Genomic DNA, 25,535 nt, shown 5'->3' with positions numbered 1-25,535 from the left:
CCGTGTCGTGAGCGGGGGAAGGCGCGAATCCCCTGATAGGGGCTGTTCGTGCCGTGTAGCGTTCGATATGTCGATCGGCGCTGCTCACGTGCGGTCGTGGAACGGGGAACGTCATGGTCGTCCGTCGTAGAAGGCCGGTCGTCCTGGTCGCTGTCACGATGGTCACGTCGCTCACTCTGATGTTCGCCGGCTGCGCATCCGAGACGACCACCGCAGGTGGTGGCAATTTTGGGCCGGACGGCACGCCCGTCGCGTACCAGGAGCCGGTGAAGCTGACGAGCGACGGCGGGGTCCTCGAAGTGCGGCTCTCGGCCCGCCAGGGCACCGTCGACCTCGACACCGCCTCTGCGCCGGTATCGAATTTTCTGCTCTTCGGGTACGAGGTTCTCCGAGGCACGGCCTCCGACGCTTCGACGGAGGCCGACGGTGTCTACCCGGCCCCGACACTGCGGGTCGATCCGGGTGAGCGTCTGATCATCCATTACGACAACGACCTGCAGAACCTGACGATCGAAGATTTCTACGATCCCGCCTTCACACCCGCAGGTGGGGACGTACCGATCTACCCACCGGCTCTGACGTCGTCACCGCTCAATCTCCACACCCACGGACTTCATGTCAGTCCGGACGGCAACGCCGACAACGTCCTACTCGACATCCCGGCGGGCAAAGGCAACGTCTACGACTACGCGGTGCCGAAGAACATGCCGAACGGCCTGTACTGGTATCACAGCCACCGCCACACGGTCACGGCGCAGCAGACATATCTCGGGCTCGCGGGACTCCTCGAGATCGGGCGTCCCGACGGCAACCTACCGCTGGTGACCGAGAACGACATCCCGATTCGGGACATGGCATTGCAGTACAACTTCGTGTTCGACCGTATGGGCGGCGGGCATCAGCTGAACGACCCGAACTGGCCGCAGTACGTGAGCACGCTGACGCCTCCCGAAGGCGACCAGCTCGCCGACGGCACGTACTCGCCGAGCCTGGCCCCGGTGAACTTCTCGGAGACGTCGGAGGGCGCCCAGTACTTCACCAACTGGTACAGCGGACCGCTGTCGCCCGCCAACCACCGGGGACAGAACCAGTTCGTGCCCGGCAACCTGCAGAGTTTCAGCAGCGACACGACGAACATCCCCGCGGATCCGTCCCTGCCGGACAATCAGCGCGATGTGCAGTACACGGTGAACGGCCAGTTCCAGCCGGAACTGAAGCTAAAAGCGGGACAGACCGAAATCTGGGTGCTCGCGAACATCAGCGACTTCGCCTACATGCCGCTGCGCCTCACCGAGACGGCCACGGGCAACCACCCGAAATTTGCGGTGGTCGGCCAGGACGGTAATCCCTTCCCTCAGGTCGAGAGGCCCGTCGGCGGTGACGGGACCCGGCTCGTCATCCCGCCGGCGTCGCGGTACGCGATTGCGGTGACGATGCCGCCGACCGGCGACCTGGTGCTGGACATGCCGCCCTTGGAGAACGCGCAGTCGGTGAGCAATCCCGGTGTGCTGTACACGAATGACGGCACCGAGAACCCGCCCGCCGTTCTGGGCACCGTCACCGTCGATCCGTCGGTCATCAGCTACGCCGACGGGTTCTTCACCTTTCCCACGCAGAAGCTCATCCAGGCCACACCGGACGACGGCCAGGGACGGACCACACCGTTCGAACCCGGGCAGAAACTCGACGCCTACACGTCTTTCGTCGACACGTCGGCGATGACGCCCGACGTGAAACGCACCCTCACCGTCTCGGGCGGTTTCGGCAACGAGAAAGCCAGCAACAGCGACCCCAAGGCATTCACCTACGAGTTCGACGACAACACCTTCCCCAACATTCCCTTGATTCAGCCCCGGCTGAACTCCGTCGAGGAGTGGCTGATCACCAATCTCAACAACGACGAACACCCGATGCACATCCACGTCAACGACTTTCAGGTCACCGAGATCGTGGACCCGGTCGCAGGCACGAGGACAGGGGTGCAGATGTGGAGTGAGGACAACGTCAACGTGCCGGCGCCGGTGACCGACGCGAACGAGAATCCGCTCGTACCGGCCTCGGTGACGCTGCGCACGAAGTTCACCGAGTACATCGGCACCTTCGTCATCCACTGCCATCGCCTCAACCACGAGGACAACGGGCTGATGGCCACCGTCAACGTGATCCCCGAGGTGTCAACGTACGCGGTCGCGGTACCTGGATCACCGGGCAGGGCGGCGACCGTGCAGGTCTACGACGGCAACGGTGACAGGCTCGTCTCGACCGCCACGCCCTTTCCCTCGTTCGAGGGAACGCCGACCGTCGCCATGGCCGACGTCGACGGCGACATGGTGCTCGACCTCGTGGCCGGCACGGGTGCGGGTGTGGCACCCGAGGTGGTGGCTTACGACGGAGCAGACGAGTTCCTCTCCGAGCTCACCCGTTTCGCGCCCTTCGACTCGGAATTCCGCGGTGGTGTCACCGTCGCAGGCGCGGACATCGACGGCAACGCCCTGGCCGACAACATCATCGTCGGCTCCGGTCCCGGAATCGAGTCGGAAGTGAAGATCTTCGGCCTTCCCGACGAGAAGGGCACGGCCCCCGGACTGTTCGGGCGCTTCACGCCGTACCCAGGATCGACGTCGGGTGCCACAGTTGCCACCGGCATGGTCGACGCCGTTTCGGGCCGCGACAGCATCGTCACCGCGCCCGGTCCGGGTGAAGCACCCCGCGTCAAAACCTTTCGCTACGACCTGTACACCCCGACCGCCGCGGCCGAGGCGAGCGGATCGGCGGACGAGCATGCCGGCCACGCTGCCGGACCTGTGACCACCTCGGACTTCCTGGCCTTCGACGAGGGCTATACCGGTGGCGTCTCCCTGTCGACCGGGTGGGTCGCGGGCGCCGAGGGCGGCGCTCAGAGCATCGTCACCGGCATGCTCGGCGGCGACGGCACGGTTCGCGTCTGGTCGAGCGGTTCACGACTCGACGGCGAACCGGCGATGTATCTCGAAAGCCCCAACCATCATTCGGGGCCCGTCACCTTCACGCAGATCGCCGCCTTCGTGCCATTCCCGGGCAGCGGCGTGCAGGTGGCCACCACGAGCACCACCACGGGCGCAGATCTCCTCGTCAGTGGTGCCGGACCGGGCGGCGCCGAGGTCCGCAAGTTCGGGCTCGGCAGGGCCGACCCGCAGGCGGGCACCCTGGCGCCGTCCCCACTGGGCGTTCTGCCTCCCCTGCCCGCGCCGAGCGGACCGGTGCCGCTCGGTGGGCGGTAGATCGTCCGTCAGTTGTCGGGGACCACCACGCCGGTGGCGGCATCGACGTTCACGTCGTAGTCCCAGCCCCTACCGTCTCGAATATGCACGTGCCACACCGTTTTACCGTCCCGCTGCTGTTCCTCGGACGAGGCCACCGTGCCCCCGGGCACCGTAGCCAGAGCCGTCTGCTCCGCCTGCTGCTGGGTGACCGGCTGCGGCGCGGCCGGCACGGTGGGTGTCGTCGCAGTGTCGTCGTTGTCCCGGTCCTGATCCTCGGATACGACTGTGCCGTTGGCAGCGTCGACGTTCACGTCGTAGTCCCAGCCTCTGCCATCGCGAATATGCACGTGCCACACCGTCTTACCGTCCCGCTTCACCTCTTCGGACGAGGCGACCGTGCCTCCGGGCACCGTCGCCAGAGCGATCTGTTCGGCCTGTTGCTTGCCCACCGCCGTCGAGGCCGCCGTCCCGCTGGGCGAGGTGCCGGCGCCAGTCGTGGTTGCCGAATCCGTCGTGGTGGTGGCTGCCGTGGCACTTGTCTGCGAACCGGAGTCGTCAGCGCTGTCCGAGCCACAACCTCCCAGGAGCAGTGCCGATGCCATGGCAAGGGCGGTCAGGCTCGTACCTCGAACGGTTTTCGCGGTCATCATCGATCCTTCCGTTGACGGTGTCGGGGGCGCTGCTGTCAGGGCAGCGTCCAGAACTGGGTGGTCACCAGAAAGAAGACGAGCACCCAGAACACATTGGCGGCTGCGACGAGCGCGATCCCTCTGACGTTGGTCTTCACCCTCGACGCACCCGCCGGGGGCCGCAGCCACCGCCCCAGGAGCGGGTTCACGTAGTGGGGCATCGTCAAGAAACTCATGGTGAAGCTGGACAGCAGATTGCCGACGAGCATTCCGAGCCACAGCGGCATCCGCAACGGCGAGAGCGCAAGCGTGAGCAGCACGACGGTGGGATACAGGCCGACCCAGACAGCGATGGAGGTTTTGGTCTCCGACGGCGGCGGGGCCTCCTTGCCATTCTCGTCGAACGCGAACCAACTGCCGAAGGAGTTGTCGACGGTGCGTAACTCGAAGTCGGAGAACTCTTCGCCCTCTGCCAGCAGCTCCCGCCGCTTCTTCGAGGTGAGCCAGGTGTCGAGGTGCGCCGCGGTGTCGTAGCGGTACAGCGCGGTCCACTCGTCCTGCACGCCCTCCACGGGACGGAAGAGTTCGCTGCCCCGGAAGCCCTCGAACCTGCTCTCTTCCAGGCACAGTCGCTCCTGCCATTCGAGGAAGGCGGTGACTTTGCCGGGCGCGACGCGATGTGACACCACGACGGTCACGAGCGGGTCGTGGGGTCGGGTGTCCCCGCCGAGGACCTGCTGGGTGGCGGGACCGTCGACGTACCGCTGCCCCGCGTCGAGGTGCTCCTGCCGGGTGGCGCTGTTGATCCAGGCCTGCACGTGAGCGATGGAATCGAAGCGGTAGACCACCACCCAGTCGGGTTGCACGTCGGTCGGTGCGGTGATCTCGGCGCCCAGGAACCCGGCGTAATCCGAGGCGGCGGCATTCATGTCCTCTTGCCACGTCTCGAAGGCCTGCTCGCAACCGGCGCGGACCTTCTGACCGATGATCACCGTCGCGGCGCCGCTGTCGATCCGTTCCGCGCGCATCGCCGCCGCCCTACGCCTGCGCCGTCACAACGCTCGTCGACTCCCCGAGCCGTCGGTAGATGCGCTCGGGTGTCAGTGGCAACTCCCGGTAGCGCACACCGGTCGCGTTGTGCAGGGCATTGGCCAACGCCGGCGCCACCGGGTTGATACAGCACTCCGCCATGCCTTTGGACCGCATCGGGCCGACAGAATCCGTCGAGTCGACCAGCAACACCTCCGTGCGCGGGACGTCGGCGTACGTGGGGATGCGGTAGTTCCGCAGGCTCGGGTTGATCATCGTGCCGGTGTGGTCGACGTGGTAGTTCTCGGTCAGCGCGAACCCGATGCCCTGGGCCACGCCGCCCTCGATCTGGCCGCGCACCTGGGCCGGGTTGATAACGACGCCGGCGTCGGTGGCATGAACGCTGTAGAGGATGCGGACCTCGCCCGTGATCCGGTGAACGGCGATACGGAAGCCGTGGGTATTCGACACCACGCTGCGCGGCGAGCCGTACGCCTTACGCGCCGCGGTGAAGCGGATGCCGCGTCGGTGTGCCGCATCGAGGAGTTCGCCGAGCGAAACCCGGACGCCACCACAGACGACGCCGTCGTCGTCCATCGAGCACTCGGACAGATCGGCCCGGGTGTATGCGGCAGCGAAGGCCAGGATGCGGTCGCGCAGGGCGTCGGATGCCCGCAGCACGGCGTTGCCGGCGACGAACAGGCCCGCACTCGCGAACGCTCCTGTGTCGAAACCCGTCCGGTCGGTGTCGGACTGCACGAGCCGCACCCGCGCAGGTGTGGTGCCGAGCTGGTTGGCGGCGATCTGCACGTGCGCGGTGGACGTTCCCTCCCCGAATTCGACCGTGCCGATAGCTAATTCGTAGACACAGTCGTCGCCGAGTGTCAGCCACGCCTCCGAGATGTGTTCCGTGGGCGGGGCGGTCTCGTGCACCGAACTGGCGGTACCCGTGCCGATCAGCCAGTGGTCACCGAGCGCCTTCCCGTCCGCACTGCGTGAGAGGGCAGCGTCGACGAGGTCGATGCACTGGCCGAGGCCGTCCTCGGTGAAGGCGACGTCGTCCGGCCGGTCGTCGATAGCCACGAGAGAATCCCTGGGGCGCACGATGTTGCGTCTGCGCAGTTCCAGCGGATCGATGTCGAGGGCGACCGCGAGTTCGTGCATCGCGGACTCCACCGCGAACGCCGGCTGAGTCATGCCGTACCCGCGCAGCGCACCACTCGGCACCGTGTTCGTGTAGACGGAGTACGCGTCGAACTTCTTGTTGCGGCACCGGTACATCGAGATGGCGGCTCCGGCCGCGAACAGGGTCTCGCCCCCGTGATTGCCGTAGGCCCCCGTGTTCGACACGTTGCGCACCCCGAACGCGGTGAGCGTGCCGTCGGCCCGCGCTCCCAAGGTGATCGTCAACGTCATCGGGTGCCGCGGCGACGCCGTCGTGAACTCCTCCTCCCGGGTGTACTCGAAGCAGACCGGACGCCCGGTGTCGAGGGCGGCGAGCGCCACCAGGTCCTCGGTGATCACCTCCTGCTTGCCACCGAAACCGCCACCGACACGCTTGCAGAACACACGCAGCTGATCGGGACGCAGGTCGAAGAGATGGGCCAGCTTGACCTTGGCGATGGACGGCGACTGCGAGCTGGTGCGCACGTGCAGCCGGCCGTCCGCCATCCATGCGATCGACCCGTGCGTCTCGAGATGCGCGTGCTGTACGCGCGGGGAGAAGTAGGTGCCCTCGTGGATCACGTCGGCCTCGGCCAGCCCCGCCTCGAGGTCACCGATGTTCCCGTGGAGTTCGAGGAGGATGTTGTGGTCGGGATCCCGTACGAAGGGGTCGTCCGAGCCGTGCAGCCGAGGCGCCCCGTCCGCCATCGCTTCCTCCGGGTCGAACACCGCAGGCAGCACGTCGTATTCGACCACCACCTTCCGGCATCCCTCCTCGGCGGCGGCGACGGAGTCGGCGAGTACCGCGACCACCCGCTGCCCGGCGAACCGCACGGTGTCGTCGAGGATGTAGGTGTCGTCGGGGTCGACGAGGTGATCGGTGTGGATTGCCGTGGTGAACCTCTTCCGGGGCACGTCCTGCCACGTGTAGACCCGCAGCACCCCGGGAACGGCGAGCGCCGCGGTCTTGTCGACGGAGACGATGCGCGCATGGGCGTGCGGGGAGTGCAGCACCTTCAGCTGCAGCATGCCCTCGATCTCGGTGTCCATGGTGAACTCGGCGCGGCCCGTCACCACGTCGGTGGCTGCGGGCGCCCCCACACTGGTGCCGACGGCCTTGCCCGGCAGCGCTTCCTCGATCTCGGTGACACCGTTGATCGCGTCTTCGATCGCCCGGTACCCGGTGCAACGGCAGAGGTTACCTTTCAGCGCGCGAGGCAGATCCGCCTTCTGCGCGTCCGTGAACGTCGCCGAGGTCATGATCATGCCGGCAGTGCAGAAACCGCACTGGAAGCCCGGCGCATCGCGGAAGCAGCGCTGCACCGCGTGCAGGTTATCGGGTGAGCCCAGCCCCTCGATGGTGGTTACCTCGTGGCTGTCGGCCCGGAATGCAGGGGTGATGCAGCTGTGCACAGGGACGCCGTCGAGCCATACCGTGCACGCGCCGCAATCACCCGCGTCGCATCCCTTCTTCACACCGTGATGGCCCAGTGCGCGCACGAAGGTGCGGAGGCACTGGCCCGGCTCGGGTTGTTCGTCGAACGTCTTGCCGTTCACGGTGTACGTCATGACAGTTCTCCCGGTACCAGTTCACTGCGAATCTCTTCGGCGAAGTGTTTCGCCAGGTGACGGCGGTGGTCGGGAGTGCCGTTCGGATCGTCGAACCACACATCGGCGGGTAGGTCGTCGATGCTGCGGCGCAGCGCGTCGGCGTCGGGCATGGAGTGGAACGACAGGCGCACCGGACGGGTGGTGCCCGCAGTCAGGGTGAGCAGCAAGTCTTCGGTTCCGGGCGACTGCGTGGCGATCAGGAAGATTGTGGAACGACCCAACTGCGTGAGGGTGAAACGGCGGTGGGTGTGACGCTTACGCAAGGCACTCACCGGAATGTCGATGCGCCGCAGGATGTCACCCGGCGCGAGGATGTTCCGGTGATCTCCCGTCACGAAGTCGGCGGCGTCGACGGTGCGTTCGGATCCGTCGGCATTCCAGAGCGTGTAGGTCGCCTCCAGCGCGACGGTCAGCGTGATCATCGGGCCGGCAGGCAGTGACATGCAGATGTTGCCGCCGACTGTCGCCGAATTCCATACCTTGAACGACGCCAGAAACGCCTCGCAACTCGTGGCCAGCAACGGGCCGGCGAGCCAGTCGCCCGGCGGCTCCAGCGCATAAAGCTCCCGGATCGTGCACGTGGCACCGATCTCCAGGCCGGCGTCACCGGCCACCAGCGCGTCCCAGCCGAGAGTGGTGATGTCGACGAGGCGGCGGACGTCGGGCTGCGGGACGGAGAACAACCACGTGCCCCCGGCCAGCCAGGCGTCGCCGTCACGCCACGCCTCCCCCGGCCTGTCGGATGGTCGTCGAACGACGTCCGTGACAGTGTGGAGATCCATGGGACTGCTCCCCTCGGGGGAAGTTGTCGTTCTCATGCCCAACCTGCATCGACGTCTTCGACTCTAGACACCGGCGACGGTGTGTCGGCGCTGTTTGCGCTGTTCCCCCTGAATGGACTGCCGTCACCCGCCGTAGCAGGCATCGCTCCCTGCGGACGTACCGCTACTCTCAGGGCCATGGCCGCCAAGATCTCCGCCCACGACGTCCTCGAATTGGTGTTGGATCAGGGCAGTTACGTCTCCTGGGACACCACCCCGGTGGACGTGCGGCCCGACGACAAGTACGGAACGGACCTGATGAAGGCCACCGAGAAGTCGGGCGTCGACGAATCGGTGCTCACCGGAGTCGGCACGGTTCGTGGGCGCCGGGTCGCGGTGATCGCCTGCGAGTTCGCGTTCCTCGCGGGTTCGATCGGAGTGGCGGCGGCCGAACGCATCGTCAGCGCCATCGAGCGCGCCACCCGCGAGGGGCTGCCCCTGCTCGCCTCCCCCACGTCCGGGGGCACGCGGATGCAGGAGGGCACCGTCGCCTTCGTGCAGATGGTCAAGATCGCCGCGGCTGTGGCGACCCACAAGGCGGCGCACCTGCCGTATCTGGTGTATTTGCGCAATCCCACCACCGGCGGAGTTTTCGCGTCCTGGGGTTCACTCGGGCACATCACCGTGGCCGAACCCGGTGCGCTGGTCGGGTTCCTCGGTCCCCGCGTCTACGCGGCGCTCTACGGCGAGAAGTTCCCCGACGGCGTGCAGACGTCGGAAAACCTGTACCGCAACGGTGTCATCGACGGCGTGGTCCCCGCCAGTCGGCTACGGCTCCTGGTGCATCGCGCCCTGCGCGTGCTGATCGACCCTCCTGCCACACCGACGGTCACCGCCGAGATCCCGGACGTCGAGATTCCCGACGTCCCTGCCTGGCAGTCGGTGATGCTCTCGCGGCGCGCCGACCGTCCCGGTATCCGTCACCTCCTCCGGCACGCGGCCACGGAGCAGGTCCCGCTCAGTGGAACGGGGCAGGGGGAAACCGAGGGCACTGTGTTGTTGTCGCTGGCGCGGTTCCGCGGTGCCCCCTGTGTTCTCCTGGGTCAGGACCGCGCCGGACAGTCCGCGCTCAACACCATGGGACCGGCCGCCCTGCGCGAGGCCCGTCGGGGCATGCGTCTCGCGGAGGAGTTGCAGATACCACTGGTCCTCGTCATCGACACCCTCGGCGCGGCGCTGTCGAAAGAGGCGGAGGAACGCGGACTGGCACCGGAAATTGCGCGCTGCATCTCCGATCTGGTGACGCTGAAGACTCCGACCGTCTCGGTTCTGCTGGGACAGGGCACCGGCGGCGGGGCGCTGGCGTTCCTTCCCGCGGACCGTGTCCTCGCCGCACAGAACGGCTGGCTGGCGCCGCTGCCTCCGGAAGGTGCCAGTGCCATCGTCCACCGCGACACCACGCACGCCCCCGAGATGGCGGCCGCACAGGGCATCCGTTCCCTCGACCTGCTGCGCGACGGCGTCATCGACGCGATCATTCCCGAGCGACCCGACGCCGCCGACGAACCCGTCGACTTCTCGAAGCGGGTCGGCGAGGCCATTTCCCGTGAACTGCGCACGCTCACCGCTGCGCCCGACGCCGAGCGATTCGCGGCGCGGCTGGCCCGCTACCGGAACCTCGGCCTGCCGAACGGCTAGCATTCCGTTTCCACCGAAGATCGGGTCTTCCGTTTCGGCCGCCGAGAGGAATGTTTCCCCGTTACCGTGAGAGGGAATCAGGATCCAACGGTAGTCGGGCGGTGCAGTCGAGCACGAGGAGCGGCCATGAGCGCGATCGGACACCGTCGGGCGCACCCGATGATCGGACACTGTCGGGCGCACCCGATGATCGGACACTGTCGGGCTCTCCCGATGATCGGACACTGTCGGGCTCTCCTGATTGTCGCCGTCGTCGCCGCGTCGAGTCTGTTCGGTCAGGTGGCCGTGGCGTCGGCTGACGAATGGCGAACTCTTCCCACCGACAAGCCGGCCTCGGCGGACGGATCTGTTCTCGACCGCATCGAGGAGATCGACGGCCGTCAACTGAACATGTACGTCTACTCGGCGGCGATGGAGAAAGTGATTCTCCTCGAGGTGATTCGTCCCGCAGATACCAGCGTCCCCCGCCCTACCTTGTACCTACTCAACGGCGCCGGTGGCGGGCAGGACTCGGCAACCTGGAAGGCCAAGACTGACGTGGTCGGCTTCTTCGCCGACAAGAACGTCAATGTCGTCACCCCCGTCGGCGGCGCGTTCAGTTACTACACCGACTGGCAGAAGCCAGATCCCGCCCTCGGCCTCAACAAATGGACCACCTTCCTCACCGAGGAACTTCCCCCGATCGTCGACGCCACACTGGGAACGACCGGTGAGAATGCCATTGCAGGACTGTCGATGTCGGGCACATCGGTGCTGAGTCTCGCCCAGCACGCCCCCTCTCTGTATCGGGCGGTCGGCTCCTACAGCGGGTGCGCCGAGACGAGCATCCAGCCCGGCCGAGATTACGTCACCTTCGTCGTCAGCGCCCGCGGCGGAGACGTCGAGAACATGTGGGGACCCCCGGGCGATCCGGACTGGGTGGCCAACGATCCCGTCGTCAACGCCGAAAAGCTGCGGGGCATCGACCTCTACATCAGCAACGGTACCGGCCTGCCCGGCCACCACGACACACTGAACGGTCCGGACGTCAACGGGGACGTAGGAGTCCTGGCCAACCAGGTGATCGTCGGCGGAATCATCGAAGCGGGGACCAACCAGTGCACCTACCGGCTGGCCGACCGGCTGAACTCACTGGGAATCCCCGCCACGTTCGACTTCCATCCCACCGGCACCCACTCGTGGGGCTACTGGCAGGACGACCTGCACAATTCCTGGCCGATGATCGCGTCCTCGCTCGGCATCTAGCGCCGGATCCGGCGGGTCTCCCGTTTCGCCTCTCGTCCCGTCGGGTACCCGGCGCGGACCGAGAGGAAGGACGAGCATATGGAACGCGCGAGCGCCAAACACGGACCTCGGCAGGACGACGAAATGAAGCACGTGACAGAAGGAATGATCCGCGGCAACAAACCCACGCGCGCGGAAGAATGGCGGGATCCCGAACCTCCAGCCGACGACGACCCCGATGTCGTGGGTTGGCGCGGTATGGACTGACCCCGCGCCGCGCCGTCCACCGACGTCCACCCGCCATCGCATAGGGTGTTTCACGTCACAAGGTGAACGGCGAGAGGACGAACATCGATGAGCTCCCCGACAGCGAGCGCCGGACGTACGTACGCAGACGTCTACCGCGACAGCGTCGAACGTCCCGAGGAGTTCTGGCTGGCGGCCGCAACGGCAGTCGAGTGGGTCGAGGAACCGACGCGCGCCCTCGACGATTCGTCCGCCCCGATGTATCGCTGGTTCCCGGACGCACGGCTGAACACCTGCTTCAACGCTCTCGACCGGCACGTGCGGGACGGGCGAGGTGACCAGGACGCCCTGATCTACGACTCGGCAATGGCACCCGAGGCCTCCCGCACATACACGTACACACAGCTGCTCGACGAAGTGTCACGGTTCGCCGGCGTCCTCGCCGCACAGGGCGTGGTGGCCGGCGACCGGGTGATCGTCTACATGCCGATGATTCCCGAGGCCGCCGTCGCGATGCTCGCCTGCGCACGCATCGGTGCCGTCCACTCGGTGGTGTTCGGAGGTTTCGCCGCCAAGGAGCTGGCGACACGGATCGACGACGCCGGACCGGTTGTGCTGGTCACGGCATCGGGCGGTCTCGAGCCGGGGCGCACCGTCGAATACCTGCCGATGGTGGCGAAGGCGCTCGAATTGTCGAGTACTCCACCGCATACGGTGATCGTCAAGAATCGCGAGCAGGTACCGGGATCGGCCGCCGACTACCGCGACGACGGAGCCTCCTGGTTCGACTGGGACGCCCTCGCCGCCGATGCCTCGCCCGCTCAGCCGGTTCCCGTCGCTGCCACGGATCCGCTGTACATCCTCTACACGTCCGGAACCACGGGTAAGCCGAAGGGCGTGGTCCGGGACAACGGCGGACACGCGGTGGCCCTGACCTGGTCGATGACCAACGTCTACGACATCGGCCCCGGTGACGTGTGGTGGACCGCCTCCGACGTGGGGTGGGTGGTCGGTCACTCGTACATCGTCTACGGCCCCTTGCTGGCCGGTGCAACCTCGGTGCTCTACGAGGGCAAACCGGTGGGCACCCCCGACGCCGGGGCGTTCTGGCGGGTGATTTCCGACCACGGGGTAGCCGCACTGTTCACCGCCCCGACCGCGATCCGGGCAGTCCGCAAGGCCGACCCCGAAGCGAAAGAGATTGCCAAGTACGATATTTCGTCGTTGAAGACGCTGTTCGCCGCCGGCGAGCGCCTCGACCCCGACACCTATGCGTGGGCCACCCGCGTTCTCGACCTCCCGGTAGTCGACCACTGGTGGCAGACGGAAACGGGCTGGGCCATCTGCGCCAATCTGCGCGGGCTCGAACCCATGCCCGTCAAAGCCGGCTCCCCCACCGTGCCCGTGCCGGGTTATCGCGTCGAGGTGGTCGACAGTGAGGGGCACGTCGTTCCGGCAGGCACCGAAGGCAATATCGTGATCGGACTTCCCCTCCCGCCCGGAACCCTGACCGGACTGTGGCGCGACCCGGACCGCTTCGTGAAGTCCTACCTCGCCACCTTCGACGGCTACTACCTCACCGGTGACTCCGGATACATCGACGAGGACGGGTACGTCTTCGTTCTCGGCCGCAGCGACGACGTCATCAATGTGGCCGGCCATCGGCTGTCGACCGGCAGCATGGAAGCCGTGGTCGCGGGGCATCCGGCCGTGGCCGAGTGCGCGGTGGTCGGGATCCGCGACGAGCTGAAGGGACAGCGGCCCAGCGGCTATGTGGTCCTCAAGGCCGGTGTCGAGATCGACCCGGAAACGTTGCGCGCCGAATTGGTTGCGATGGTGCGCGAGCAGATCGGCGCGGTCGCAACGTTCCGGGACGTCACCGTCGTGGGAGCCCTGCCGAAGACGCGCTCGGGCAAGATACTGCGTAAGACGATGCGTCAGATCGCCGACCACGAGCCCTATACCGTGCCCTCCACCATCGAGGATGTCGCCGTGCTCGAGGCGCTCGAGCAGCAGCTGCGGGACTGACGTCTCCAGGAAAGGCGCGCGTCAGGCGTGAACGACCGCATCGAGAGCGGAATCGACGAGTGCCTCGATACGGTCCTCCGCGAGCGGATCCTGATCGAACAGTATGCGATAGACGATCGGCGCGACGACGTGGTCGATCACGCCCTCGGCGGCACTTGGCGTCCCCGAAAAACGGTGCTCCCGTTCCAGGATGGCGTTGATCTGACTCCGGCAGAATGCCGCGCACTTGTACTGGTTGGTGCCGTTGTCGGGGCGGCCCATGTCACCACTCATCACGATGTCGCGCAGCGCGGCCCGGCCCACCGGCGAGGACATCTCCTCCAGATACTCCTGAGCCCACGCCACGAGGTCACCGCGCACACTGCCGGTCTCCCGCGGGGGTGTCTCGGGCCGCAGCCTCTCGATCGCCACGTCGGCGAATACCTCGGTGATGTCGCCCCAGCGCCGGTAGATGGTGGACGGGGTGACGCCGGCGTCGGCCGCGATCATCGGGACGGTGATGTCCGCTCGCTCGCGCTCGGCGAGCAGCTTGCGCGTGGACGCATGCACCGCTTGCTGGATGCGGGCGCTGCGCCCACCGGGGCGTGGACCTGTGACCGGGCTCATGAACCCATACTAACGCGAAATCTTTGCATTAAGAATGGCGGCGGCGTACGTTCATAAATGCAAACGCTTTGCTTTAAAGCTGGGAGTACCGCATGACGACCCTTGCCGCACCCGTTGCTCCACCAAAGTCGCGACCCACACTCGGCCGCGGCGCTGCGTTCACGCTTGTCGCCGTGGTCATCGCCACCCTGCTCGGAGCGTCAGCGGCACCGACACCCCTCTACGAGCTCTACCAGAGCCACTGGGGCTTCTCGTCCCTGCAATCCACCCTCGTCTTCGGGATCTATGCCGTAAGTCTGCTCTTGGCCCTGCTCACCGTCGGTTCTCTCTCGGACTACATCGGCCGACGCCCCGTGCTCGTCACCGCGCTGGCCTTCGAGGCGGTCGCGATGGCCATGTTCGCCTCAGCCGAGAGCCTCGGGCTTCTCCTGGCAGCCCGGGTCGTGCAAGGCTTTGCGACCGGAGCCGCGATCAGCGCGCTCGGATCGACCCTCATCGACCTCGAGCGCAGACCCGGCCGCGGTTCCACCGTCAACAGCATCGCGCCTACGGTGGGTCTCGCGGTCGGCGCCATCGGATCGAGTCTGATCAGCGAGCACCTTCCGCGTCCCACCAGCACCGTGTTCCTCGTCTTCCTCGCACTCTTCGTCCTCGAGCTCCTGGGCATCTGGGCAGCACCGGAAACTGCCGTGCGGCAGCAGGGCGCGCTGGCCTCGATGCGCCCGACGCTCGCGGTACCGTCCCCCGCTCTCGGCATGCTCATGCTCACCGGGCCGTGCCTGATCGCCGTATGGGCACTCGGCGGTTTCTACTTGTCGCTCGGCCCCTCACTCGCCCGCAGCGCCTTGGACGTCCACACCTCGTTGATCGGCGCCATCATGGTGGCGACCCTGACGGGAACCGGGGCGATCGCCGTCTTCGTACTCCGCAACGTGGCGGCGCGGCGAGTGCTGCTCGTCGGCACCTCTGCACTGATCGCCGGTGTGGCCGTCACACTCGTCGGCGCCGAAACATCCTCGGCAGCAATCGTCCTGGCAGGAACAGCCATCGCGGGGGTCGGTTTCGGTGCCGGCTTCCAGGGCACAATCCATACCGTGATGCCTCTGGCCGCGCCCCATGAGCGGGCGGGTCTACTCTCGACCATCTACGTGATCGCCTACCTGGCCAACAGTGTCCCGGCGCTCCTCGCCGGCTACCTGGTCGGCGAGGTGGGATTGGTCGACACCACCCGCCTCTACGGCGGACTCGTCATCCTGCTCGCCGGGGCCGCCTTCCTCGGCCTCCTTGTGCGCCCAGCGCCTGTGAGTACTTCTTAACCGCCCACTGTTAACAAGTACTCACGGGGCCTTGATTTCGCCGTAGCGGGCGAGGGACTCCTGCCGCGCGAGGCCGTGATCGACGATAGGCTCCGGATAGCCCTCGGGCCGAAGGGCTTTCAGCGAATGGACGGCGCGGCCCGGGATACCGCGAAGCTCCGGCACCCACTTGCGCACGTAGGAGCCGTCGGGATCGAACTTCTCACCCTGGGTGATCGGGTTGAACACCCGGAAGTACGGGGAGGGATCGGTGCCCGTTCCCGCCGTCCACTGCCAGCCGTGCTGATTATTTGCCAGATCGCCGTCGACCAGGCGGTCCATGAAGTAGCGCGCTCCACGCCACCACGGCAGGTGCAGGTCTTTCACCAGGAACGACGCGACGATCATCCGCACCCGGTTGTGCATCCACGCCTCGGCTCGGAGCTGACGCATTCCCGCATCGACGATCGGGAACCCGGTTCTTCCCTCGCACCACGCGGCGAACGCCTCGTCGGCGTCGGGACCGGAATCGAGTCGGATCGCGTCGAACTTGCGGTCGTAATTGCCGCGCGCACTGTCTGGGCGTTGAAAAAGGATGTCGGCGTAGAAATCTCGCCAGGCCAACTGACGCCGGTACGCTTCGACCCCCTTACCACGGCGGCGTGAAAGATCGCGGAGCATGGTGCGGGGATGGATGTTGCCGTACTTCAGGTACACCGACATGCGGCTCGTCGCGTCGAGGTCGGGACGGTTGCGGGCATCGTCGTAGGAGTCGAGTTCGTCCTCCAGGAACTCCGCCCACCTTCGCAAAGCCTCGGACTCGCCCGCGGCCACGCCCTCGGACTCCGGCTGGGGAATTGCTGCCCGCCGGACGGGGACGTCATCCGGTTCGATCCAGTCGACCGTCGCGGCACCGGTGTCGATCGGCGCACGCCACCCGTGGTCGAGCCATTGCCTGAAGTACGGCGTGAACACGCGATACGGTTCGCCGTCCGCCTTGGTGACCCTCCCCGGCGCCACGGCATAGGGCGATCCGGTGGGCACCAGTTCGATCCGCTCGGCAACCGCAGCATCCCGCTCGCGGCCGTAGGGACCGAAGTCGGCGCTCACGTGAACCTCACCCGCCGACACCGCCTCGGCAACCGCTGGGACCACGTCGGCAGGATTGCCGTGCACTACCAGCAGCCGCCCCTCGAGTTGGTCGTCGAGCGCAGTCAGGCTGCGGTAGAGAAAATCCCGGCGCGGGCCGCCCGCGGGGTGGAGCAGCTTGTCGTCGAGCACGAACAGGCCGAGCGCGCGAGCCCCCGCCTCGGCGACGGTGTGCAGAGTCGGAAGATCGCCGAGCCTGAGGTCGCGCCGGAACCAGACCAGTGCCGTGTCCATGCCTGCCACGGTACTGAAATGCAACGCCGTCAGGCGTCCATGCGGGCCGCGGACACGATCGACAGGTACGGCGCATCGATGTCGTACTTCTCGAACGCCGCGAGAGCCGCCCGCGCGAACGTGCGCTGCACCGCCCACTGCCGTCCCGGCTTGGTGCGGGCGGTGATGCGCAACGTCACCGATTCGGCGGTCACGGCATTGACACCCAGCATCTCGGGCGTTTCGAGCACGTCGGCCTCGATCGCGTCACTTCGCGACGCCTCCAGGATGGCGTCGAGGGCCACCTCACATGCCCGCTGAACGTTGGCCGCATGCGCGATCGGCAGATCCACCACCGCCACCGCGTACCCCTGACTCATGTTGCCGACCCGGACGATTTCACCGTTGCGGCAATACCACAGCGTGCCGTTGACGTCGCGGATCGTGGTGACCCGCAAGCCCACCGTCTCCACGGTTCCCACGGCCTCACCGAGATCGACCACGTCGCCAACGCCGTACTGATCCTCGAGCAGCATGAACATGCCCGACAGAAAGTCGCGGACGAGGTTCTGCGCACCGAATCCCAGTGCGAGACCGATCACACCGGCGGACGCGATGAACGGGGCGACGTTCACCCCCAGAATTCCCAGGATCTGCAACACACCCCAGATGAGGACGACGATCGACACCGCGGATTTGAGTACCGACCCGATCGTCGTGGCACGCTGCGCTCGGCGTTCGTTCGCCATCGCTTCCTTGATGCCTCTCGGCGCTCGCTCACGCAGAGGGCGAAGCATCGCCGGTTTGTCGGTGGCAGTCCGCTGCCGGGTCATCCGGTCGATGAGCCGATGCAGGGTGAACCGCAGGGCCAGCGCGAGAACGACGTAGATCGCGATCTCGGCAGGGCGGCGAATCAGCCAGTCACGGTTGGTTTCGGTCAGTTCGAATGCCAGTAGCGAAGAAAACATCGCACCCGAGTGTACGGACGGACACGACCGGACCACCGCCATCCACCCCCTCCTCACGGCACAATGCAGGAGTGACCGCCACCGACTCAGCCAGTGTTCTCGTCGTCGACGACGACGAGGACGTGCGGACTTCGCTCGAACGTGGTCTGCGCCTGTCCGGATTCACCGTTCTCACCGCAGTCGACGGAGCCGACGCCCTCCGTGTGGTCAGCGAGCGACGCCCGGACGCGATGGTCCTCGACATGAACATGCCCGTCATCGACGGAACCGGTGTCGTGACCGCGCTCCGCGCAATGAACAACGACATCCCGATCTGTGTACTCAGTGCCCGCGACACCGTCGACGACCGCATCTCCGGGCTGGAGTCGGGAGCGGACGACTACCTGGTCAAACCGTTCGTCCTGGCGGAGTTGATCGCCCGGATCCGGGCCATGCTCCGGCGGCGCGGTGCGACCACGCCCCCCGCAGCCGATGCCCCCGCGGCTCCACCGATCCGCGTCGGGGCTCTCGAGATATTCGTCTCGGCGCGCCGAGTCTTCCTCGCAGGCCACGAAATAACCCTGACCAAGCGGGAGTTCGAACTGCTCGAGGTCCTCGCCCGCAATGTCGGCATCGTCCTGAGCCGCGAACGACTACTGGAACTGGTGTGGGGATACGACTTCGTGGCCGACACCAATGTGGTGGACGTTTTCGTCGGGTATCTGCGGCGCAAGTTCGAAACCGAGGGCCAACCGCGCATCCTGCACACCGTGCGTGGCGTGGGGTTCGTGTTGCGGGAGCCGTCGTGAAGCGCTCGTTCTCCCTCCGGACCCGTGTCGCGGCGGCCACGGCGCTCGGGGCGACCATCATCGTCGTGGCGTTGGGCATTCTGGTGGCGCTCGCGATCAACAGGAACAACTTGTCCCAACTCGATCGCCGGCTCGAGACGGCGTCCGACGTGCTGGTTCCCAACGCGGCGACAGCGGGACTGTTCCTCGGCGCGCTGGGCGACAAGGGCGCCTTCGCGATCACCATCCGGTCCGCGGGCGGCGACACCGTTCTGGTGAGTACCCCCACCCGGCTGCCACCGCTCGAACCGGGGTGGCAGTCCGTCGACGTCAACGGCACGAAGTATCGGGCATTCACGGCGACGACGCCCTTCCTGGGGACCCGGATCTCACTCGCCGTCCCGTACTCGGAGGCCCAGGACGTCACCGCCGAACAGCAGCGCCAGGTGGCCCTCGTCGGCGTCCTGGCCGTGGCCGCAGCCAGTGGCCTCGGCTGGTTGTTCGGTGGCCGGGCGGTTCGACCCCTGGTCGACCTCACCGGCCGCATCGTTCGCCGCGACCCCGAGTTGACGCCCGCGTCCTCAGGGGTGCGCGAGGCAGACGAACTTGCCTCCGCGGCGGAGTCGATGTTGCGCGATGTCGCCGAAGCGCAGGACGCGACCACCGCCGCCCTGGCCACCGCGCGTGACTTCGCCGCCGTGTCCGCCCACGAACTGCGCACGCCGCTCACCGCGATGCGCACCGACCTCGAGGTGCTCACCACGCATCAGCTGACGTCCGCGCAGCAGAACGAAATTTTTCGCGATCTGATTCGCGCACAGGGCCGGGTGGAATCGACCCTCTCGGATCTGGAGCGGCTGGCCCGCGGAGAATTGTCCACCGACCAGGACTTCGTAGACTGCGACCTCGTCGACATCTGCGATCTGGCGGCCGACGATGCGATGCGGCACCATCCCGGACTGCAGGTCACCGTCGACGCCGTTCCGCTGACGGTCCGCGGGATGCCCGGCGGACTGCGGCTGACACTGGACAATGCGATCACCAACGCCGTCCGGCACGGGGGTGCGACAGCGGTCCGGATCACGCTGAGAGCCGTGGACGACGCCACCGTCATCACCGTCGACGACAACGGTTCCGGCGTACCGGACGCCGAGCGGACTCAGGTGTTCGAGCGCTTCCACCGGGGCACCAACGCCACCAGCAGCGGATCGGGACTCGGCCTCGCGCTCGTTGCTCAACAGGCAGCGCTGCACGGCGGGCGGGCGCACTTCGAGGACAGCCCGCTCGGTGGCGCCCGGTTGGTCGTGGAGCTGCACTCGGCCGACGCACATCCGATGCCGCACCTTCCGGCGCAGAATGCGACAAGTCCCGCCTCACCGAGGTGAAGCGGGACTTGTGACGTGAAGCCGAAAACTATTCCTTGGCGTCCAGCAGATCGATCACGAACACCAGGGTCTTGCCGGACAGCTGGTGTCCGGCGCCGGCCGGGCCGTAGGCCAGCTCCGGCGGGATGGTGAGCTGACGACGTCCGCCGACCTTCATGCCGGGGATGCCGTCCTGCCAGCCTTTGATGAGACCGCGCAGCGGGAACTGGATGGACTCCCCGCGACTCCACGAAGAGTCGAACTCCTCGCCGGACTCGAACTCGACGCCGACATAGTGCACGTCGACGGTGCCCCCCGGAACGGCCTCGGCGCCTTCGCCGACCACCAGATCCTTGATGACCAGGTCGGTCGGGGCGGGTCCCTCCTGGAACTCGATCTCGGGCTTAGTCATGTGTCCTCCTCGGTGAGGGCTGTCTGGTTCGGCACAGGTCGCAGATCAGCGGCTTGTGACGTCCTTGTAGTCACGCTCGGTGTAGCCGGTGTAGATCTGGCGCGGACGGCCGATCTTCGTAGCGGGATCCTCGTGCATCTCCCGCCAGTGTGCAATCCACCCGGGCAACCGGCCCATGGCGAACAAGACGGTGAACATGCGCGTGGGGAAGCCCATGGCGCGGTAGATGAGGCCGGTGTAGAAGTCGACGTTGGGGTACAGCTTGCGCTCGACGAAGTAGTCGTCGGTGAGCGCCGCCTCTTCCAGTGCCATCGCGATGTCGAGCAGTTCGTCGTCGCCACCGAGTTTGTCGAGAATGGTGTGCGCGGTCTGCTTCACGATGGCCGCACGCGGATCGTAATTGCGGTAGACGCGGTGCCCGAAGCCCATGAGCTTCACGCCGTCTTCCTTGTTCTTGACCTTGCGGACGAAATCGCCTGCGTTGCTGCCGCTGGCCTTGATCTCGTCGAGCATCTCGAGGACCGCCTGGTTTGCGCCGCCGTGCAGCGGGCCCCAGAGTGCGTTGATGCCGCCGGAGATGGAGGTGAAGAGGTTCGCGTCCGACGATCCGACGAGGCGCACCGTCGACGTCGAGCAGTTCTGCTCGTGGTCGGCGTGCAGGATCAGCAGCATGTCGAGTGCCTTGGCGATCTCCGGGTCGATCTCGTACGGCTCCGCGGGGAAGCCGAACGTCATCCGAAGGAAGTTCTCGACAAGGTTCAGCGAGTTGTCCGGGTACAGGAACGGCTGTCCGACGGACTTCTTGTACGCATATGCCGCGATGGTGGGCAGCTTCGCCAGAAGGCGGATGGTCGACAGTTCGACCTGCTCGGGGTCGGCCGGATCCAGGGAGTCCTGGTAGTAGGCCGAGAGCGCGTTCACAGCACTGGAGAGAACAGGCATCGGGTGCGCGTTGCGGGGGAACCCGTCGAAGAACCTCTTGAGGTCTTCGTGCAGCAGCGTGTGCCGGCGAATCCGGTCGGTGAACGACTCGAGCTGCGTTGCGGTCGGCAGCTCGCCGTAGATCAGCAGGTAGCTGACCTCGATGAACGTCGACTTTCCGGCCAGCTGCTCGATCGGGTAACCGCGGTAGCGGAGAATCCCGTGCTCACCGTCGATATAGGTGATCGCGGAGCTGGTGGAGGCGGTATTGACGAAACCCGGGTCCAGGGTGGTGTACCCGGTGCTGGCCAGCAGCTTGCCCAGTTCGATACCGTCATTGCCCTCGGTTGCCCTGGCAATGGACATCGTGTGCTCACCACCAGGGTAGGTAAGCGTGGGCTTTGTGTCATTGTCAGGCACGAAGCATCCCTCTCAAGCTCAAACCAATGAGTAACAACTTCATTCAGGTAGAAACTAGTCCCACTCCAGCCCGCACGCTGCAGGAGGGTCCACGGAAAGGCCGCAACCCGCCCCCGCCGCCGAATGCGGCGAGACGATGGTGGCGACGAGCGGAGTACCGCCGCGAGGATGAGACATTTCGTGCGGTGCGAGCTGCCGAGATGAACGGCCGGTGGCCGCCGGAGCGAGAAGAGGCGGCGTTACCTGCATCGATGGCGTCGACGATGCGCAAACGCACAATCACGCCAGGAAAGCGGTGAGGAGACCTGCCGTAGTAATACTGCCCTCGACCGAACCCGGACACGGCAACAGAAGAACCCCCGCGGAACTTATCGAGCGATGCACCGGCGGTGTTACACCGTCTCACTCTGTGGACATATGTCGCCGCGGACCGGACCGTCAGGAACCCACTGCGGTCATGCCCCACCTGCCGGACCAATGCTGCCCGGGAGCGAGCACCAACTGGTCGATGCCGGAGTTGAACGAATCCGGTGGACAGGTCATCGGTTCGAGGGCCAGCGCCCGTCCCCGGCCCGGGTAGGGCTTGCCGTCCGCCGGATCGGCGATGAAAGCCTGCAGCCAGCCGAACTCGCGGCTAGCCCACAACATGGTTCCGGTGCCGTCCGGGGCACGCAGTTCGTGCCGGGACCTACCGTCCGGGTCGACGTCCAACGCGCTGAACGGCGTGTCGAGCGACACCCCGGCGAGGGGGCGGGGACTGGTGAAGTCGTAGTCGCTGCCCGCAACAGCCTGCGAACCACCGTTCGGCAACCGGCGGTCGTCGAGCGGCAACCGGGTGCCTGCGGACAGGCGGAGCGTGCATTCGTCGAGGGGAACGTCGCCGACGCGGACGTACGAGTGCATTCCCAAGCCGAACGGCGCCGGAATTGCCCCGGTATTGGTGGCGGTGTGTGTGACCGTCAGACCCGAAGCGTCGAGAGCATATTCGACGGTCACCCGCAGCGGATACGGCCAGCCCTTGTGAAGTCCCACATCGATCGACATCTCCACACGGTTCTCGGCGCGGCTGACGACACGCCAGTCCCGGCGACGGACGAAGCCGTGACTGGCGTTGCCGAACTCCGTATCCGTGATCTCGAGCTGGTGTTCGATACCGTCGAAGACAAAATGACCGTCACGGATCCGGTTGGGCCACGGGGCGAGGATCAACCCCGCGGACAACGGCGGTCTGGAACCGAGCTCCCACGTTTCGGTCAGCGCCCGCGGACCGTCCGGGCCGTGCCACTCGAGGCGTCGCAGCCCAGCCCCCGTGACTGCGATCTCGGCCCGGTAGCCGCCTCCTCGGATCTCCACTCCGCCCGCTGTGGACCTCTTCGATTCCGACGACTGCGGTTCACCCATGCACCACAGTGTGCCCGAAATCTGTGACAGGGCACAGGAACCTAACGGGCGACCTTGTATCGCACCAGCGCCGGGAATGCCACTGCGGCGATTACCACACCGACGACGACGAGGACGCCACCACCGGCCGCGGCGACGCTCGTTGCGACTGCAGCGGCGGCAGCGCCGTGCAGGACGTCACCGATGCGGGGCCCGCCGGCGACGACGACGATGAACACACCCTGCAACCGTCCGCGCATCTCGTCGGTGGCCACCTGCTGGAGCATCGTGCTGCGGAACGCCGCGGACACCATGTCGACGGCACCACCGAACGCGAGGAAGGCGAGAGCCGCCCACAACAGGACCGGACGCGAGCCCGGGGACGCAACCCCCACCACGAGACCGAAGCCCAGCATCGCCAGCCCCCACAGCACGATGCACACGATCACGGCGAGTCCCTGTCGGCGCACCCGCGGCAACCAGCCGGAGAACACACCACCGGCGACCGCCCCCACGGACATCGCCGCGAACAGTAGACCGAGGGCGACACCGCCGCCTGCAGGGTCACCGAAGGTGTCGTGGGCGATCTGCGGGAACAGCGCCCGGGGCATCCCGAAGACCATGGCAATGATGTCGACCACGAACGACGCGAGCAGCACCTTCTGGGTGGCCAGGTAGGCGAAGCCGTCGAACACTTCCCGGAATCCCGCGCGCCGCGACTCCCCCACCGGTGGGATGGCGGGCAGCCGGAGTACCGCCCACAGGGTGGCCAGCAGTGCTATCGAATCGACGAGATACAGCGTCGACAGGCCGACGGCAGGAATCATGACCCCGGCGAGCAGGGGTCCGGCAATCGCGCCGAACTGCATCACCGTCATGTTCAGCGAGTTGGCCGCCGCCAGCTGCCCCATCGGTATCAGCCGCGGGATGATCGCGCTGCGGGTGGGCTGATTGACGGCGAAGAACGCCTGTTGCAAAGCAAGGAGTCCCAGTACCAGCCACACGTTGTTCAGGCCGAGCGCTGCCTGTACCCAGAAGAGAACCGAGGTCACCCCGAGTCCCACCGTGGTGATCGTCAGCAGGGTGCGCCGATCCATGACGTCGGCGAGGGCCCCGCCCCACAAGCCGAAGACGATCAGCGGTACCAGGGCGAACGCTCCCGTGAGGCCCACGTACGCGGAGCTGCGCGTGATCTCGTAGACCTGCTGGGGAACCGCGACCACGCTGAGCTGGCCCCCGATGACGGTGACGATCCCGGCAGTCCACAGGCGCCGGTAGTCCTTGTTCTCGAGTGGGGTCGTATCTGCGAGGAATCTTCGGGGCCGACGATCCCGGATCACCTGTCCGGTCATGGCTGCAGCCGTTCGACGGTCCACCGGTCTCCGTGCCTCGAAGTCCGGATTCGGTTGTGCATCCGGTTGGCCCGGCCCTGCCAGAATTCGACCACCTCGGGGCGGATGAGGATCCCACCCCAATTCGGCCGCACCGGGATGTCGACGTCGACGCCGAAGCGTTCGGCGACGTGCAAGAGCGCAGCATCGAGTTCGGCCCGCGAACCGATCGGCCGCGACTGCTCCGACGCCCACGCACCGAGCCGCGACCCCCGCGGCCTGCTGTGCCAGTACTCGTCGGTGACCTCGGCGCTGACCCGTTCGGCGGGACCGCGAACCGTGATCTGCTTGGCGATCGGCACCCAGGTGAAGGTCACCGACGCGTACGGAACGGCGGCGAGCTGCCTCCCCTTGTCCGACTCGTAGTTGGTGAAGAACAGCACTCCGGCCGGGCTCAGGCCCTTGCAGAGAACGGTGCGCGTGCAGGGGTGGCCGTGTTCGTCGACGGTGCCCAGCGTCATCGCATTGGGCTCGGGAATTCCCGCCTCCACGGCGTCCTCGAGCCAGCGACGCATCAACGGCAGCCAGCCGTCTTTCAGCTGCTCGGCGTCCAGATCGGACTCTTCGGACCGTCCGGCGATGCCCTGATGTCCGTAACCGACGCGCATCGTCGCGAGGTCGGGGTTCGCCGGACCCGGCTGTTCTGCATCTGATGACACAGCGGAGAACGCTACTCCCGGGTATGCACTGACTGCCCTCCCGGTGACACCGGCTAAAGTTTTGGGGACCGAACCCGCCTTTGCTGAACCGTCGCCTCCACCGCGCGACGCCAGGAGGGTGGGAGGCCGATTGCGCGGACGAACGAGTGCCTGCCCATCCCGCATGCACGATCAGCGCAGTTGTCGAAACGCCGAGGCAGTGCCGCTCTGACCGGGGGCACTCGAACGAGGAGAGTCCACGAGCTATGTCAGCGAGCGCGGCAATACCGGAGGATTTCGTCAGCGGACTGGAGGGCGTGGTCGCCTTCACCAGCGATATCGCTGAACCCGACAAGGACGGCGGCGCCCTGCGCTACCG

Annotated in this window: 20 protein-coding genes and 1 pseudogene; 9 read left to right on the top strand and 12 right to left on the bottom strand. The window is 66.5% G+C overall.

What is annotated here, in order from left to right; translation table 11 throughout:
• Positions 1-113: 113 nt before the first annotated feature.
• A complete protein-coding gene (locus tag ACH49N_RS28210; protein ID WP_358270877.1) occupies positions 114-3,260 on the top strand; it encodes a multicopper oxidase domain-containing protein in 3,147 nt (1,048 codons plus the stop codon).
• 8 nt (positions 3,261-3,268) lie between these two features.
• On the opposite strand, the gene ACH49N_RS28205 is transcribed toward ACH49N_RS28210, so the two are convergent.
• From ACH49N_RS28205 to ACH49N_RS28190, 4 genes are read right to left on the bottom strand one after another with little or no spacing between them, the layout of a single operon-like run.
• A complete protein-coding gene (locus ACH49N_RS28205; protein WP_397504810.1) occupies positions 3,269-3,889 on the bottom strand; it encodes a PepSY domain-containing protein in 621 nt (206 codons plus the stop codon).
• 38 nt (positions 3,890-3,927) lie between these two features.
• Complete coding sequence (locus ACH49N_RS28200) at positions 3,928-4,899, bottom strand: antibiotic biosynthesis monooxygenase (protein ID WP_358270881.1); 972 nt, start codon at positions 4,897-4,899, stop codon at positions 3,928-3,930.
• 10 nt (positions 4,900-4,909) lie between these two features.
• A complete protein-coding gene (locus ACH49N_RS28195) occupies positions 4,910-7,633 on the bottom strand; it encodes a molybdopterin-dependent oxidoreductase (RefSeq protein WP_358270883.1) in 2,724 nt (907 codons plus the stop codon).
• Positions 7,630-8,457: an FAD binding domain-containing protein gene (locus tag ACH49N_RS28190; RefSeq protein ID WP_358270884.1), complete on the bottom strand. Its 828-nt coding sequence runs from the start codon at positions 8,455-8,457 to the stop codon at positions 7,630-7,632. Before ACH49N_RS28190 ends, ACH49N_RS28195 begins: the two co-directional genes overlap by 4 nt.
• A gap of 177 nt (positions 8,458-8,634) precedes the next feature.
• On the opposite strand from ACH49N_RS28190, the gene ACH49N_RS28185 reads away from it, so the two are divergent.
• The 4 genes from ACH49N_RS28185 to ACH49N_RS28170 all read left to right on the top strand — a co-directional run bounded on the left by ACH49N_RS28185 (position 8,635) and on the right by ACH49N_RS28170 (position 13,632).
• On the top strand, positions 8,635-10,134 hold the full coding sequence (locus ACH49N_RS28185; RefSeq protein WP_159919901.1) for a carboxyl transferase domain-containing protein: 1,500 nt from the start codon (positions 8,635-8,637) through the stop codon (positions 10,132-10,134).
• A 213-nt stretch (positions 10,135-10,347) separates the two neighbouring features.
• Complete coding sequence (locus ACH49N_RS28180; protein ID WP_397504812.1) at positions 10,348-11,379, top strand: alpha/beta hydrolase; 1,032 nt, start codon at positions 10,348-10,350, stop codon at positions 11,377-11,379.
• A 123-nt stretch (positions 11,380-11,502) separates the two neighbouring features.
• Positions 11,503-11,625 carry a hypothetical protein gene (locus tag ACH49N_RS28175; RefSeq protein WP_358271442.1) on the top strand — a complete coding sequence of 41 codons (123 nt, stop codon included), beginning with the start codon at positions 11,503-11,505 and terminating at the stop codon, positions 11,623-11,625.
• 87 nt (positions 11,626-11,712) lie between these two features.
• Complete coding sequence (locus ACH49N_RS28170) at positions 11,713-13,632, top strand: propionyl-CoA synthetase (RefSeq protein WP_358270886.1); 1,920 nt, start codon at positions 11,713-11,715, stop codon at positions 13,630-13,632.
• 21 nt (positions 13,633-13,653) lie between these two features.
• On the opposite strand, the gene ACH49N_RS28165 is transcribed toward ACH49N_RS28170, so the two are convergent.
• On the bottom strand, positions 13,654-14,238 hold the full coding sequence (locus tag ACH49N_RS28165) for a TetR/AcrR family transcriptional regulator (RefSeq protein ID WP_358270888.1): 585 nt from the start codon (positions 14,236-14,238) through the stop codon (positions 13,654-13,656).
• Between the two features lie 92 nt (positions 14,239-14,330).
• Here ACH49N_RS28165 and ACH49N_RS28160 point away from each other — a divergent pair, with 92 nt between their 5' ends.
• Positions 14,331-15,554, top strand: coding sequence for an MFS transporter (locus tag ACH49N_RS28160; protein ID WP_358270890.1), 1,224 nt, complete (start codon positions 14,331-14,333; stop codon positions 15,552-15,554).
• Between the two features lie 21 nt (positions 15,555-15,575).
• On the opposite strand, the gene ACH49N_RS28155 is transcribed toward ACH49N_RS28160, so the two are convergent.
• Both ACH49N_RS28155 and ACH49N_RS28150 read right to left on the bottom strand, forming a co-directional pair.
• On the bottom strand, positions 15,576-16,916 hold the full coding sequence (locus ACH49N_RS28155; protein WP_358270892.1) for a deoxyribodipyrimidine photo-lyase: 1,341 nt from the start codon (positions 16,914-16,916) through the stop codon (positions 15,576-15,578).
• Between the two features lie 29 nt (positions 16,917-16,945).
• Entirely contained in the window at positions 16,946-17,863 is a 918-nt protein-coding gene (locus ACH49N_RS28150; protein WP_213573358.1) for a mechanosensitive ion channel family protein, read from the bottom strand.
• 71 nt (positions 17,864-17,934) lie between these two features.
• Here ACH49N_RS28150 and ACH49N_RS28145 point away from each other — a divergent pair, with 71 nt between their 5' ends.
• Complete coding sequence (locus tag ACH49N_RS28145) at positions 17,935-18,651, top strand: response regulator transcription factor (protein WP_358270894.1); 717 nt, start codon at positions 17,935-17,937, stop codon at positions 18,649-18,651.
• Positions 18,648-20,015 (top strand): HAMP domain-containing sensor histidine kinase, encoded by a 1,368-nt coding sequence (locus tag ACH49N_RS28140; RefSeq protein ID WP_358270896.1) that lies wholly within the window; start codon positions 18,648-18,650, stop codon positions 20,013-20,015. The genes ACH49N_RS28145 and ACH49N_RS28140 overlap by 4 nt, the downstream gene beginning before the upstream one ends.
• A 28-nt stretch (positions 20,016-20,043) precedes the next feature.
• Here the strand turns inward: ACH49N_RS28140 and ACH49N_RS28135 are convergent, their stop codons facing one another.
• The 5 genes from ACH49N_RS28135 to pdxH form a co-directional block, all read right to left on the bottom strand.
• On the bottom strand, positions 20,044-20,406 hold the full coding sequence (locus ACH49N_RS28135; protein WP_109327431.1) for an FKBP-type peptidyl-prolyl cis-trans isomerase: 363 nt from the start codon (positions 20,404-20,406) through the stop codon (positions 20,044-20,046).
• A 45-nt stretch (positions 20,407-20,451) separates the two neighbouring features.
• Positions 20,452-21,747: a citrate synthase gene (locus tag ACH49N_RS28130; protein ID WP_109327430.1), complete on the bottom strand. Its 1,296-nt coding sequence runs from the start codon at positions 21,745-21,747 to the stop codon at positions 20,452-20,454.
• 438 nt (positions 21,748-22,185) lie between these two features.
• Positions 22,186-23,148 carry an aldose 1-epimerase family protein gene (locus ACH49N_RS28125; protein ID WP_250777994.1) on the bottom strand — a complete coding sequence of 321 codons (963 nt, stop codon included), beginning with the start codon at positions 23,146-23,148 and terminating at the stop codon, positions 22,186-22,188.
• A gap of 41 nt (positions 23,149-23,189) precedes the next feature.
• On the bottom strand, positions 23,190-24,479 hold the full coding sequence (locus ACH49N_RS28120) for an MFS transporter (protein WP_358271399.1): 1,290 nt from the start codon (positions 24,477-24,479) through the stop codon (positions 23,190-23,192).
• A complete protein-coding gene (gene pdxH / locus ACH49N_RS28115) occupies positions 24,476-25,126 on the bottom strand; it encodes a pyridoxamine 5'-phosphate oxidase (protein ID WP_397504811.1) in 651 nt (216 codons plus the stop codon). Before pdxH ends, ACH49N_RS28120 begins: the two co-directional genes overlap by 4 nt.
• A 296-nt stretch (positions 25,127-25,422) precedes the next feature.
• On the opposite strand from pdxH, the pseudogene ACH49N_RS28110 reads away from it, so the two are divergent.
• Positions 25,423-25,535: pseudogene (locus ACH49N_RS28110) on the top strand (citrate synthase); the annotation flags it as partial.

The sequence above is a fragment of the Rhodococcus sp. NPDC019647 genome, from assembly GCF_044389235.1.
Classification (GTDB): Bacteria; Actinomycetota; Actinomycetes; order Mycobacteriales; family Mycobacteriaceae; genus Rhodococcus_F; species Rhodococcus_F oxybenzonivorans.
The sequence above is the reverse complement of the archived record's forward strand: the minus strand, read 5'-3'. Positions and strand labels throughout refer to the sequence as shown.